At 67.5% G+C, this 14144-nt stretch carries 10 protein-coding genes; 9 read left to right on the forward strand and 1 reads right to left on the reverse strand.

Annotated elements, in window-relative coordinates; genetic code table 11:
- Positions 1–488 precede the first annotated feature (488 nt).
- From ACWKY3_RS00475 to ACWKY3_RS00510, 8 genes are all read left to right on the forward strand, one after another.
- Positions 489–2714 carry a C69 family dipeptidase gene (locus ACWKY3_RS00475; RefSeq protein WP_449314458.1) on the forward strand — a complete coding sequence of 742 codons (2226 nt, stop codon included), beginning with the start codon at positions 489–491 and terminating at the stop codon, positions 2712–2714.
- A 125-nt stretch (positions 2715–2839) separates the two neighbouring features.
- A complete protein-coding gene (locus tag ACWKY3_RS00480; protein WP_449314459.1) occupies positions 2840–5002 on the forward strand; it encodes an ABC transporter ATP-binding protein in 2163 nt (720 codons plus the stop codon).
- Positions 4999–6873 (forward strand): ABC transporter ATP-binding protein, encoded by a 1875-nt coding sequence (locus ACWKY3_RS00485; RefSeq protein ID WP_449314460.1) that lies wholly within the window; start codon positions 4999–5001, stop codon positions 6871–6873. Before ACWKY3_RS00480 ends, ACWKY3_RS00485 begins: the two co-directional genes overlap by 4 nt.
- 47 nt (positions 6874–6920) lie before the next feature.
- Positions 6921–7640, forward strand: coding sequence for an HAD family hydrolase (locus ACWKY3_RS00490; RefSeq protein WP_449314461.1), 720 nt, complete (start codon positions 6921–6923; stop codon positions 7638–7640).
- A 184-nt stretch (positions 7641–7824) separates the two neighbouring features.
- Positions 7825–9345 carry a ribonucleotide reductase subunit alpha gene (locus ACWKY3_RS00495; protein WP_449314462.1) on the forward strand — a complete coding sequence of 507 codons (1521 nt, stop codon included), beginning with the start codon at positions 7825–7827 and terminating at the stop codon, positions 9343–9345.
- 3 nt (positions 9346–9348) lie between these two features.
- Positions 9349–9909 (forward strand): RrF2 family transcriptional regulator, encoded by a 561-nt coding sequence (locus tag ACWKY3_RS00500; RefSeq protein WP_449314463.1) that lies wholly within the window; start codon positions 9349–9351, stop codon positions 9907–9909.
- Positions 9903–10775 carry an adenine glycosylase gene (locus ACWKY3_RS00505; protein WP_449314464.1) on the forward strand — a complete coding sequence of 291 codons (873 nt, stop codon included), beginning with the start codon at positions 9903–9905 and terminating at the stop codon, positions 10773–10775. Before ACWKY3_RS00500 ends, ACWKY3_RS00505 begins: the two co-directional genes overlap by 7 nt.
- A 207-nt stretch (positions 10776–10982) precedes the next feature.
- Positions 10983–11564: a manganese efflux pump MntP gene (locus ACWKY3_RS00510; RefSeq protein ID WP_449314465.1), complete on the forward strand. Its 582-nt coding sequence runs from the start codon at positions 10983–10985 to the stop codon at positions 11562–11564.
- Between the two features lie 141 nt (positions 11565–11705).
- On the opposite strand, the gene pheA is transcribed toward ACWKY3_RS00510, so the two are convergent.
- Complete coding sequence (gene pheA, locus ACWKY3_RS00515; protein WP_449314466.1) at positions 11706–12557, reverse strand: prephenate dehydratase; 852 nt, start codon at positions 12555–12557, stop codon at positions 11706–11708.
- A gap of 363 nt (positions 12558–12920) precedes the next feature.
- On the opposite strand from pheA, the gene ACWKY3_RS00520 reads away from it, so the two are divergent.
- Positions 12921–14138: a hydrogenase small subunit gene (locus tag ACWKY3_RS00520; protein ID WP_449314467.1), complete on the forward strand. Its 1218-nt coding sequence runs from the start codon at positions 12921–12923 to the stop codon at positions 14136–14138.
- Positions 14139–14144 lie beyond the last annotated feature (6 nt).

Raw genomic sequence — 14144 nt, forward strand, 5'->3', positions numbered from 1 at the left:
AAACGCGTTTTGTGCATAGATTCAGGAGGTGGAGGCTCTCGACGGGGGTTCGCGACCTGGCGTTTTCCCGTCGAGAAGACGCAGTGCGGCCGCTTCGAGCAGAAAAACCTATGCACAAGACGCGATCCGTGCCACTTCGGGCCGGTCTCTCTGTTAAACCAGGATTGACATAGGCCAGGCCGGTTCGCCGGGCAAAACCCCACCCGTCAGGCGGGGAGGGCCTTGTCCGGCGCCCGACCAGGGAAGGCCCGGCCCGAGATTCGGCAAACACTGGTTCATGTCAACGCTGGTTTAACAGAGAGGCTCCGGCCGCGCGGCCTTCCCGGCGCGTCGAACGAAACGTTTTCCCCATGCGGCCCCGTCCGTTTGGCCCCTCCCATCGCATCCGGCGCCTTCCCTCGTATCATGTGCGGTTGACGTCGGTGCTTGGGCCGGTGCTTGGCGATGGGGCGGGCCCTTCGGATCCGCTTCGAGGAAAGGACGGACGCATGGCGCTTCGCAGGTTCTCCAGAATGGTCGCAGGATGCGCGCTCGCCGCCCTGCTGTCGGCGGCGCCTGGCGGCGCGCTTGCATGCACGCAGGTGTACGTGGGAAAGGGCCTCACCGCCGCCGGGGAGCTTTACGTCGGGCGCGCCGAGGACTACAAGCCGCGCCATGCGAAGGCGTTCGGCGTCCAGGACCGCGAGGTGGACCCGGCGTTTCGGTCGTACGAGAACGACAGCAGGCCAGACACGGGGTTCGAGTGGACCTATCGCGGCGCCTCCTACCGCTACACGTACGTCCGCGACCTTCCGAGCGCATGGGAAGCCCAAGACGACCCGGTGGCCGCGAAGGCCTATTCCGAAGCCGGCGTCAACGAGAAGGGCGTGTCGGTTTCCGCCACGCTCACCACCGACTGCAACGACGAGATGGCCGCGCTCGATCCGCTCGTCAAAACCGGCATAGGCGAATACAACCTCGCCGACGTGGTGCTCTCCACGGCGTCCTCGGCGCGCGACGGGGTGGAGAGGCTCGGCAGGATCGTGGACGAGAAGGGTTCGGAGGGCCTCAACCAGATCGTTGTCGCGGACAGCGAGGAGGCGTGGGTGTTCATGCAGCTCTCCGGCCGCCAGTGGCTTGCCCTCAAGATGGACGACGCGCATGCGTCGGTGAACCCCAACATGGGCAACTTGCGGTTTCGGGTTGATGTGGACGATGCGGCCGCGTGCCTGCATTCCGCCGACGTGGTCGGCCTGCCGCAGCGCGCCGGCATCCTCAAAACCTTCGACGACGGCTCGCCCGACATCGCCTCGACCTACGGCAGGGCCGATCCCGATCCGGGCAAGGCGACGCGCTACGTGCAGGGCAGGGCCTACTTCGGCAGCCCGCTGACCGCAGGCGTCGACTACGCGGTGGGCGAGGACGGCGCGGCAACCTCCGTTTCCGATCCCCGGCTCCTGTTCGTTCCCGGGTTCGCGCCCGACGTTTTCTCGGTGCTGCGATCCTTGGCGGCCCGGGGCGAGCAAACCGACGGTTTGAATGCGAATCTGAACCCCGCCCTGTACGCCATCGGCAACGATCGGACGGTCGAGTCCCACATGTTCCAGATCCGCCCCGGGCTTTCCCCCGACATCGCCACCATCCAGTGGCAGGCGCTCTCGCGCGCCGAGTTCGGCGTGCACCTGCCGGTTTACTCGGCGCTCCTGACCGAGGTCGATGCCGGCTTCTATCCGCCTTGGGACAAGGTGGACGGCGCCCATCAGGGGGATCCCGGGGTCGATTCCATCGAGGCGGCCATGCGGGAGGAACCCGGACGAAACCTCGACTACGTCATGATGGACATCAACACGCTTGCGAGCAACAACCGCGGCGTCGCGGCCGACGGCGTGCGCGGGTACCTTGACGCGCTGCAGGCATCCATCATCGCCCAGCACGAGGTTGTGGACGCGCTGATGCGCAGCACCCCTGCCGACGGGCGCGCGGAGCTTGCGAACGCCGCCTTCAAGGTGGTGACCGAGCGGTCTTGGGCCAAGGTGAAGGGGCTGTTGGACGAATTGCGCAATCATCTGCGCTCTTCGGACTCCTCGTCGGCGTTCGTCCCGAGCGACTACGTTCCGCCCGATCCTGCGGCCGAAAAGGCGGGCGGCGAGGCGTCCGGGCGGCTGAGGGCCCCGCTGCTCTACGCCGCAAGCTTCGTCGACCCCGTGATCACGGAGCAGCCCGCGTCTATCGTTTGCGCCCGGGGCGAGAAGACGGCTCCGCTTAAGGTGCGGGCGACGGTGGAGGACGCGACGCCGGGCACCGACGAGCTGCTGACCTGCCAATGGTTCGTCAAAAACGAGCAGGGCGGGTTCGATCGCGTGGAGGGCGCCTTGTCATTTTTCCTGGAGGTCGACTCGTCCGCGGAGGGGACGCGGGTCTATCGCGCCGTCGTGACGAGCGCGACCGGGCGTTTCGCCGTCTCGGACGAGGCGACGGTCACCGTGGGGTCCGGCGAGGTCCGAAGCGGCTTGGAGCGGCCCGAAGCGGCCCTCCGCGCGCCGTCGGGGCGCCCTGTTGCCGGGGCGGCTTTGGGAAGGCTCGCCGATGCCGGCGACGATGCGGCCTGCGCCGTCGGATGGCTCGTCCTCGCCGCCGCGTCGGCCCTTGCAGCCCGTCTTGCGCTTTTGCGCCTTTCCGATGCAGGTTCTGTGTCGAACCGGGCGTTTCGGGCCGAAGAAGGCGAAAAATGGTAAGGTTTGTCTCCTGGTCGCCTTGCGCACGGCGGACGCGAACGCCGGCGCGCGCAAGGCGCGCGTCGTAGACGAACGCCGTCGGAAGGCCCCGCCTCGGACCTTCGCGGGAAAGGAGGCGAGGGCCCGTGCGCATAATCCGCTACCTCGGGGGCTGCAAGCTCGCGGTGGCGCTCATCGCGTGCCTGCTCGTGGTGCAGGCGGCCGCCGAGCTGGCGCTGCCCGACTACACGTCGAAGATCGTGGACGTGGGCATCCAGCAGTCCGGCGTGGAGCACGCCGCGGTCGAGGAGATGACGGCCCGCACCCACGACCTCGTGGCCATGATGCTGCCCGAAGACGACGAGCAGGCGTTTCGCGACGCCTACGACGAAACCCCCGAGGGCACCTACCGCCTCAACGACCGGGGGAAAAAAGACATCGACGCGCTCGACCGCATGATGGCGCTGCCGCTTGCGGCCGTCCATTTCTCCGACAGGACCCCCGATTTGGATCTTGACGGGGCCTTGTGGGCATATCAGGCCGACGAGGTCTCGAAGGACCAGGTCATCGACATGCTGGACGAGGCCAAGGAGGGGCTGGGCGCAGGCGGCGACTCCCTTGTGGGGCAGCAGGCTGTCGCCGCCGCCCTGGCGGAGTACGAACGGCTCGGCTACAACCTGTCGGATATGCGGATGTCCTACCTCGTCCGCGTGGGGCTGACCATGCTCGGCCTGGCCGCCCTCGGCATGGCCGCGGCCGTGCTCGTGAGCCTTGTCGCCTCGCGCACGGCCGCGAAGGTGGGGGCGACTTTGCGCGCCAAGCTGTTCAGCCAGGTGGTGGGATTTTCCGACGCCGAGATACAGCGGTTCTCGGCCGCCTCGCTCATCACGCGCGGCACCAACGACGTCCAGCTCATCCAGATGGTGGTCGTCATGCTTTTGCGCATGGTGCTCTACGCTCTCATCCTGGCCATCGGCGGCATCGTCATGGTGTCGCGCACCAATCTGTCCATGAGCTGGGTCATCGTGCTGGCGGTGGCGGTGCTCGGCGTGCTCGTGGCCGTGCTCATGAAGGTGGCCATGCCCAAGTTCAAGGTCATGCAGAAGCTCATCGACCGCGTGAACCTCGTGTCGCGCGAGATGCTCACGGGCCTGCCCGTCATCCGGGCGTTCGACCGCCAGCCCTACGAGGAGGAGCGTTTCGATAAGGCCAGCACGCGCCTCATGCGCACGCAGCTGTTCACGAACCGCGTCATGACGTTCATGATGCCGCTCATGATGCTCGTCATGAACGGCGTGTCGGTCCTCATCGTGTGGGTGGGCGGCCACTCCATCGACGCGGGCGCCATCCAGACCGGCGACCTCATAGCGTTCATCACCTACTCCATGGTCATCATCATGAGCTTTCTCATGATCGGCATGATCTCCATCATGCTGCCGCGCGCCGACGTGGCCGCGCAGCGCGTGGACGAGGTGCTGCAAGCCGCTCCGAGCATCTGCGATCCGGACCCCGCCCGCGCCCGCGACGCCGAGCTTGCGGCGCGGACGGGCGGGGCGGCCATCGCGTTTCGCGACGTGAGCTTCAAGTACGGCGATTCGAGCGAGTGCGTGCTCGAGCATGTGGACTTCACGGCCGAACCCGGCAAGACCACGGCCATCGTCGGGTCCACCGGGTCGGGCAAGTCCACGGTTTTGAAGCTCGTCGAGCGCTTCTACGACGCGACGGAAGGCTCGGTCGCCATCGACGGCGTGGACGTGCGCGAGCTTTCGCAGCGCGCGCTGCGCTCCCAGCTGGGCTACGTGCCCCAGCAGGCGTTCCTGTTCAGCGGCACCATCGAGTCGAACGTGGCCTACGCCGACGAGGACATGCCGCCCTCGCGCGTGAAGGAGGCCGTGGGCATCGCCCAGGCCGCCGAGTTCGTGGCCTCGAAGGAGGAGGGCCTGGCGTATCCGGTGTCCCAGGGCGGCACGAACGTGTCGGGCGGCCAGCGCCAGCGCCTCGCCATCGCCCGCGCGCTGGCGACGCAGGCCCGGGCCTACCTTTTCGACGACAGCTTCTCGGCGCTCGACTACAAAACCGACGCGGCCCTGCGACGCGAGCTGCACGCGCGCCTGTCCGGCAAGACCGTCGTCATCGTGGCGCAGCGCATCTCCACCGTGCTGCACGCCGACAAGATCGTCGTGCTCGACGAGGGGCGCGTCGTCGGCCAGGGCACGCACGAGGAGCTTCTGCGCACCTGCGGGGAGTACCGGGAGATCGCGATGTCGCAGCTTTCGGAGGCCGAGCTGGGAGGGGGTGGCGAGGCATGAGCGCGCAGGAGCGGCCCTCCTCCCCGGCGCCGCGCCGCGGGCCTATGGGCGGCCATGGGCCCGGCGGGCGCATGGCGCCGGGCGAGAAGCCCAAGGACTTCAAGGGCACCGTCGGCAAGCTCGTCGCCTTCATGGGGCGCTTCAAGGCGGCTATCGCGGCGGTGCTCGCGTTCGCCCTCGGGTCGACGGCGTTCAACATAGTGGGGCCCAAGGTGCTGTCCACGGCCACCACCGAGCTGTTCGACGGCATCGTGGCCAAGGTCGGGGGAACGGGCGGCATCGACTTCGACGCCGTCGCGCGCATCCTTGCGATCACGCTCGGGCTGTACCTGCTGTCGGCGGCGTGCTCGTTCGCGCAGGGCTGGATCATGTCGTCGGTGTCGCAGCGCACGTGCTACGAGCTGCGAAGGAGCATCGCCGAGAAGATCGACCGCATGCCCATGGGCTACTTCGAGCGCACGAGCACCGGAGACGTGCTCTCGCGCATCACCAACGACGTGGACACGCTCGGCCAAAGCCTCAACCAAGGCGTGACGCAGCTCATCACCTCGACGGCCACCGTTGCGGGCGTGCTCGCCATGATGCTGTCCATCAACCCGCTCATGACGCTGATCGCGGTTGTGGTCCTGCCTGTCTCCGCAGCGCTGGTCGCGGTGGTGGTGAAGCGCTCGCAGAAGTTCTTCCTGGCCCAGCAAAACACGCTCGGCGAGATCAACGGCCTGGTGGAGGAGACGTTTTCGGGCCATGCCGTCGTGCGCGCCTTCAACCGCGAGGACGGCACGGTGGAGCGCTTCGCCGAGACGAACGCGCGCCTGCGCGAGTCGGCTTGGAAATCGCAGTTCATATCCGGCCTCATGCAGCCCGTCATGGGCTTCGTGGGCAACCTGGGGTATGTGGCGGTGGCCGTCACGGGCAGCTTCCTGGCCGTGCAGGGAACCATCACGGTGGGCGACATCCAGGCGTTCGTCCAGTACGTGAAGAACTTCACGCAGCCCATCACGCAGCTCGCGCAGGTGTCCAACGTCTTGCAGCAGATGGCCGCCGCGGCCGAGCGCATCTTCGCCTTCCTCGAGGAGCTCGAGGAAAAGCCCGACCGCGCGAGCGCGCGCGTCGCCGACGTGGAGTGCTGCGTGGAGTTCGACCGCGTGCGCTTCGGCTACGATCCCGAGAAGCCGGTCATCAAGGACTTCTCGGCGCGCGTGTCAAAGGGCCAGACCGTCGCCATCGTGGGGCCGACGGGCGCGGGCAAGACCACCATGGTGAAGCTGCTCATGCGCTTTTACGACGTGCAGTCGGGCTCCATCAAGATCGGCGGCACGGACATCCGCGATTTCGCGCGCGACGACGTGCGCTCGCTGTTCGGCATGGTGCTGCAGGACACGTGGCTGTTCAGCGGCACCATCCGCGACAACATCCGCTACGGCAGGCTCGATGCCACCGACGAGGAGGTGGAGGCGGCGGCCAAGGCGGCCTACGTCCACCACTTCGTCCAGACGCTGCCGCAAGGCTACGACACCGAGATCAACGAGGACGCCGGCAACATCAGCCAAGGCCAGCGCCAGCTTCTCACCATCGCGCGCGCCATCTTGGCCGACCGTCGCATGCTCATCTTGGACGAGGCCACAAGCTCGGTGGACACGCGCACCGAGGAGCGCATCCAAAAGGCCATGGACAACCTCATGGCCGGGCGCACCTCGTTCGTCATCGCGCACCGCCTGTCCACCATCAAAAACGCCGACCTCATCTTGGTCATGCGGGACGGCGACATCGTGGAGCAGGGCGCGCACGGGGAGCTGCTTGCGCTTGGCGGTTTCTACGCGGAGTTGTATAATTCGCAATTTACGGAGACGATGGACGAGGCGCAGGGCTGACGCGCGGGGCGCGGCGGCCCCGCTTGGACGGGATGAGGTGGCGGCGCATGTCCCACGAAGGGGACGGACTGACCAACGGGCGCGGACGGGCCGCGTCGGGGGAGCCGGTGCGGCTCGCCGTGTTCGACTTCGACGGCACCAGCATCGCGGGCAATTCGCCCGTGCTGCTGGTGAGCCATCTGATGAAGCGCAAGATGCTCAAGAAGCGCGTGGTGTCCCGCATCCTTCTGTGGGCCGCGGCCTACAAGCTGCGCCTGCCGCAGAACGAGAGCTGGGTGCGCGGTCTTGTGTTCACGGCGTTCGAGGGCCGTCCCGCCTGCGAGGTGGACGCGTTTCTGTCGGATTTCTACGACGAGCGCATAGCGCCTCTGTTCCGGCCCCAAGCCGACGCGGCCATGCGCGCCCATGCCGAGGCGGGCGATGTGGTGCTCGTGGTGTCGGCCACGTTCGAACCCATCATCCTGCGCGCCATGGAGCGCCACCCCTTCGAGTGCCAGGTGTCCACGCGTATGCGGACGGCCCCCGACGGCACCTACACGCGCGAGGTGGAGGGCCTTCCCGTGGAGGGGGAGGAGAAGCTCGCCGCCGTGCGCCGCTTCGGCGACGCGCGCTTTGGCCCGGGGAACTGGAGGATCGCCTTCGCCTACGGCGACCACCACTCCGACCGTGCCGTCTTGGACGCGGCCGAGCGGCCGTTCGCGGTGTCGCCGGACCGGCCCCTCGCGCGGACGGCCCGCGCCCGGGGCTGGGAGGTGCTCGACTGGTAGCCCCTTTCGACTTAGGCGGGCCGCGCCATCGCCTGGACGCGCGCCGAAAACCACCGCATCGTTACAACTTTGGGTTTTTTGGGCGCGCTCTAGGCGCAGGGGGTCCTCATCGGGTAAAATGCCACCTGAATATAGACATTTTGTGTGCAACGTGCTGACACCGGAGGCAAAGGAGGTTGGGTTTATGCTCGAGAACGATGCGAACGCTTCGCCCAGCCACAACGACGAATACGGAAGCCCGGCCGACGAGTACCTGAGCCGCGCCGCCCAAGCGTGCGCGGCCGGCAACGCGGTGCTGGGGATGCATCTGTACCTGGCGGCGTTCGAGCGGGCCCAGCGGCCCGACGGCGGCGTTCCCGACGAGGCCGCCCTCAACGGATTGAAGCAGGCGTGGAGCCTGGCGTGCTCGCTCAAGGAGCGCTCGATCGCCGAATACGTGTTCGAGCGCCTGGAACCCTACCTGTCGTCGGAGGAGACGGTCGCCTGCGCCGAGCAGCTGCAGGATCTGGCGCTTGACAAGCTGGAGGAGTTCGGGCTGTCCCGTGAGGACTTGGAGGACATGACCGACCTCATCTCCCAGGATTTCTTAGGGCTTGAGGGCTCCCACCTGATGAAGGTGGAGCACCTCACGGCGCCGTCGGCGCGCCGTCGGCCCGAACCCGCCCCGCCTTCGGCCGCGCCGGAGCCGGCCGCCGCGGGGCCGGCGGGCGCCCCTGCGGAGGGCGAGGCGCCTGCAGCCTTGGAGAAGGGGGGCGCGCCTGCCGCTTCCCCTTCCTCCACGCTCGAGCGCATCACGTACCGCGACCTGGCGGGATACGATCAGGCTGTGGCCATCATGCGCGACTTCGGCGTGGGCATGCAGGCCGACGCCGGCTTCCAGGAGCTTGTCGCCCAGCTCAACGCGCGCCACGGCCTGGACCGCATGCCGGCCGCCGACGCCCTGCTGTTCCGCTCGCCCGCGCGCGAGGACGCCAACCGCTTCATGGCCGCCACGCTAGGCGAGCTGGGCCTGCCCGCCTTGCGCATGCGCATGGAGGAGAACCTGCAGGGCTTGCCGGTTCTGTGCGTCATGGCCCAAGCCGACCGCCAGCCGGCGCTCAACGCGTCGAAGAACGCCTTCGAAGGCGCCGGCGTGCTATTGCTCGAGGACCTGGACTTGTGGGTGTCCCCGGTGACCGAGCCTTCGCCGGACGATCTGGGCGGGCTTCTCCTGGCCAGCCTCTCGCGCGGCGCGCGGGAGGCCATCAGCCTCATCCGCTCGGCGGTGGAGAACCCCGACGTGTTCGTTTTGGCGTCCGCCTCCGAGGCGGGCGAGGTGGATCCGTTCTTCTACGATCTGCTGGAGCCCCTGTCCGTCATCGACATAGATTATCCCACGGCCTCCGAGCGGGCCGACATCTGGATGGAGATAGCGCGCGACCATCCGTCGCTTCGCGGCGTGGCGCAAGACGACCTTGTCCGCTACTCGGCGCAGATGCCCCGCTACGATCTGTACATGGCGGCGCGGGAGGCGGTGGAGGAGGCGTACAAGGCCAGCCTCGTCGCGCGGCGCTACCTGCCGGTGACGGCCGGCAACCTGTTCGACAAGCTGGCTGCCTACCAGCCGCTCGATTCCGCGGAGTACCGCGCGCTCGAGGACGCGGTGGTCAAAGGGTTCCGAGAGGATCTCGATCATTTGGAAGATTTGCTGAAAGGGGAAGAGTAACCGATGGACATCACGCGACGCTGCGACTACGCGTGCAGGATACTGCGCGCCGCCTACCGCAACGGCGAAGGGTACGTGTCGGTATCCGATATAGCCGAGGAGGAGGGCATTCCTTACGCGTTCGCCCGCAGCATCCAGCACGACCTGGTGAAGGGCGGGCTCATCAAGACGGTGCGCGGCGCCCATGGCGGCCTGACGCTCAACTGCGATCCCGAGCGCACCACGCTGCTCGAAGTGCTGGAGGCCATCCAGGGTCCGGTGAGCGTGGCGGTGTGCGTGCTCGATCCCGAGTACTGCGAGCGGCAGGGGGGGTGCGCCTACAACAAGCTGTGGAGGGGCGCTGACGCGCTGCTCCACGAGTACTTCGCCTCCATCACCCTGAAGGACCTCATCGAGCAGGGGGCTTCGCATCCCGTGATAGAGGCCGCCTTGGCCCGCGGCGCCAGCGTCGGCTCCTCTGCGGCGTCGGGGGCCGGGTCCTGCGCGGCCGAATGCTGCTCCGTCTCCTCCGCATGCCTCTCCGAAAAGGTTCCCGGAGCCGAAGGGGGACGCCCGTCGTGCTAGCGGGGAGGGCCGGGGAGGGCGCCTGGCCCTCCGACGCCCCTTCCGCCGGCGAGTTCGCGGCCAAGGTGCGCGCGGAGGGGGCCCGCCTCTACCGCGATCTGCCGTGGCGCAACCTGGACGACCCTTATGCCGTGCTCGTGTCCGAGGTCATGCTGCAGCAGACGCAGGTGGCCCGCGTGCTCAAGCACTGGGGCCGGTGGATGGCGACGTTTCCCACGGCAGACGCGCTGGCGGCGGCTTCGACGTCCGACGTGCTTTCGCAGTGGCAGGGGCTTGGCTACAACCGCCGCGCGCTCGCGCTCAAGCGCGCCTGCGAGGCGTGCGCGGCTTGCGGCGGCCGGCTTCCCGACACGCACGAGGGGCTTATGGCGCTGCCCGGCATAGGGCCGGCCACGGCGGCGGGCGTGATGGCCTTCGCGCTCAACCGCCCCGGCGTCTACCTGGAGACCAACGTGCGCACGGTGTTCCTGCACGAGCTGTTCCCCGGCCGCGAGGGCGTGCGGGACCGCGAGCTGGTCCCGCTTGTGGCCGCCACGTGCCCAAAGGACGATGCCCGGGCGTGGTACTACGCGCTGCTCGACTACGGCGCCCACCTCAAGTCGGCGGTGCCCAACCCCTCGCGGCGCAGCGCGCACCACGCGCGCCAGTCGGCGTTCGAGGGGTCGCGGCGCCAGAAGCGCGCCGAGCTTGTGCGCATCGTGCTGGCCGAGCCCGGCATCGGCGCCGACGAGCTGGCGCGGCGCCTGGATGCGGCCGAGCGCGCCGCCGGCCGCGACGGGGTGGATGCGGCCCTGTTCGAATCCATCGTCTCCGACCTCGTGTCCGAGGGATTCTTCCGCCGCGAGGGCGATTCCTTCGTCGCCTGAGCGGCGCGCTGTGGTAGAATGCCCTCATCCCGTGGGGGAGTAGCCGGCGCCCGGAGGGCGCGGACGCGTCAACACGCTGCCTTGCCGCTGTGAGGCTGGCGCGTCCTGAAACGGCAAGACCCGCGGTGCGATGCAGCGTCGCACCGTGTTCCCGTGCCGGCGCGCCGCGTCGGCTTTTTTCATGTTCGGGGAGACGAGAGGAACGTCATGGGATTCGCTGAGCTGTTCTTGATCGCGGTGGGGTTGTCCATGGACGCGTTCGCCGTGGCGGTGTGCAAGGGCCTCGGCATGAAGCGGCTCGATGCGCGCCAGGCGCTGGTGATCGCGCTGTTCTTCGGCGGCTTCCAGGCGCTCATGCCCTTTCTCGGATGGGCGCTCGGCACGCAGTTCGAATCGCTCATCACGCCGGTGGACCACTGGATAGCGTTCGGGCTTTTGGCGTTCATCGGCGCCAAGATGCTGCGGGACGCCCTGCGCGGGGACGACCCCGAGGACCTGGCGTGCCCGGTCGACGGCAGGCTCGACGTGCGCGAGCTGGCCATGCTGGCCGTGGCCACGAGCATCGACGCGCTGGCCGTGGGCATCACCTTCGCGTTTTTGCGCGTGGACATCGCGTTTTCCGTGGCGCTCATCGGCGCCACCGCGTTTTTCCTGTCGCTTGTCGGCGTGGCCGCGGGGTACCGTTTCGGCGCGCGCTACGAGCAGGCGGCCGGCGTGGCGGGCGGCGTCGTGCTCATCCTCATCGGCACGAAGATCCTCCTCGAGCACCTCGGCGTCATAGCCTTCTAGCTTCCAGGTTTAACGTCGCCAGCGAGGCGCTGCCCTGCGGTCGAAACAGCGAGAGGTCCCCGAGGAGGAGGGTTGAGCCAGATCCTGGGAGCAAAGCGGCGGTCTTGCCCAGCCCTCCTCCCCGGGGACCCTGCCCGCAGGTCAGACGACCGGGTAGCTGCCGAGCACCTTCACCTCGCGCAGCTTCAGGCGCAGGCAGTTGAGCGCGGTCTGCACGGGCAGCGAGGTCACGTCCTCCTTGAACTCCACGAAGAACATGTAATCGCCAAGCGACTGCTTGGTGGGGCGCGACTGGATCATGGTGAGGTTGATGTTGGCGTAGGCAAGCTCCGAGAGGATCATGTTGAGCGACCCTGCGCGGTCCGCCTGCAGGAACAAGGCGAGCGACGTCTTGCGCTCGCCGCCCGAGAGCACCGGCTCGTGCCCTTGGCGGCCGATGAGGGCGAAGGAGGTTTGGTTGCCGCAGTGGTCCTCGATGTCGCGCGCGCGGACGCACGCGCCGTGCAGCTTCGCCGCGAAGGCGTTCGCGATGCCGGCCACGTGCGCATCCTCGGCGGCCAAGCGCGCGCTCTCGGCCGTGGACGAGGTGGTGACGGTGGCGCGCCCCGGCAGGTTCTCCAAAAGGAAGCGGCGGCATTGCGCAAGCCCCTGGGCGTGCGAGGCGACGGTGGTCACGTCCTCCAGGCGCGCGTCGGGATGCGTCACCAGGCAGTGGTGGATGTCGACCACCTCCTCGCCCAAGATGACAGCCGAGCTTTTGAAGGCGAAGTTGTCAAGCGTGGCCGTCACCGGCCCCTCAAGCGAGTTCTCCTTGGCCACCACGCCGTACTCGCACTTGCCGCGGTCGACGCAGTCGAACACCTCGTCGAACGAGGCGCATTCCACAAGAGTGGGATCATCGATGCCAAGGCGCGTGGCGAAGGCGCGCGTGGCCTCGTCGGAGTAGGTGCCGGCGGGGCCGAGGTAGGCGAAGGAGGTTTGGGTCGGGGTCATGGTCGAATCCTTCTGGTTCTTAGGCGCTGCTTGCATGTCGTGTGCTATCATACCCGTTTTGCGACGGGAGAAGAGGCACGCGACGAGAAAGGGCGGGACCGCGTCCTGCGGTTGCCGGTTGCTTTCTTGCGGCGAACGGTTTGCATAGCGACCCCGAAATTCGGGCCAAAACTGCATGAAATCGTGCAAAAGGCCCTGATAGGTGCATAAGATTTGTTACGGATTCGGACAGCCGTAACATTTTCGTACCATTTGCGGGTCAAATGTTGCGCTCGCGCGCGTCTTCTCGGTTTCAGATGGACCGTCGTGGAAAATACACAGTCAGATGTCAGCAAGACGAGAAGCACCTGAGGAGGTGTGCACATGGGAAATGAGGCTTGCCGTACCGAGTTTCAGGACATGCTCGCGGCCCGAGGGGTCAGCCGGCGAGACTTCATGAAGCTCTGCGGCACCATCGCCGTGGCGGCCGGCTTGTCCGAACTGGCCGCTCCGAAGGTGGCGCAGGCCCTCGAGAAGTCCGTGATCGGCACGACGAAGGGCAACCTGTACCCGGTCATCTGGATAGAGGGCGCTTCGTGCACGGGATGCACCGAAGCGTTCGCCCAAGTGGAGGCTCCGGACCCGGCGTCCATCGTGCTGGAGATGATCTCGCTCAACTACTCCGAGACCCTCTCCGCAGCGGCCGGCCACTCCATGGAGGAGGCGAAGGCACAGACCATCGAGGCGGGCAACTACATCCTCATCTACGAGGGCGCCGTGCTGGAGGGCTGGGGCGGCCAGGCGCTGCGCGTGGCCGACATGCCCGGCACCGAGCATTTGGTGGAGGCCGCGGCCAACGCCAACGCGGTGGTCGCCTTGGGATCCTGCGCCGTCAACGGCGGCTGGATGGGGGCCAACCCGAATTCCTCCGGCGCGATCGGCGTGGAGAAGTACCTGGAGAAGGCCGGCATCACCGACGTTCCGGTCATCAACATCCCCGGCTGCCCGGCCAACCCCGAATGGCTCGTGTCGGTGCTGGTGGACGTGGTCCTCATGGACAACACGCTGCCCGAGCTGGACGGTCAGAACAAGCCGGTCGGCATCTTCGGCCAGACCGTCCACGACAACTGCGAGCGCCGCGGCCACTTCGAGAACGGCGAGTTCGTGTACAGGTTCGGCTCCGAGGAGGAGGCCAAGGGCTACTGCCTCTACCCGCTTGGATGCCGCGGGCCGCAGACGAAGGCCAACTGCGGTGTGGTCCTGTACAACAACCGCCGCAGCTGGTGCGTGCAGGCGGGCTCGCCCTGCATCGGCTGCTGCGAGGCCAACCCGAACGACCCCGGCCAGAACTGGGTCGAGGTCAACACCCCGTTCTACGAGCGCCATCGCGACCTGCGCATCGGCGATTGGATGATCCAGCCCGGCACCATCGCGCTCGGCATCACCGGCATCCTGGCCGCGGCCCTTGTGGTCCACGGCTTCGGCATGAAGGTGTCCGGCCGCATGGACGGCGGCGCCGACTTCGAGAAGGTGCGCAGCTGGGATGCCAAGCATCCCGACAAATCCATCGGCAAGTACGACGACGACAAGGAAGGGAGGTAAGCCTAC

This window comes from Rubneribacter sp., from assembly GCF_965361815.1.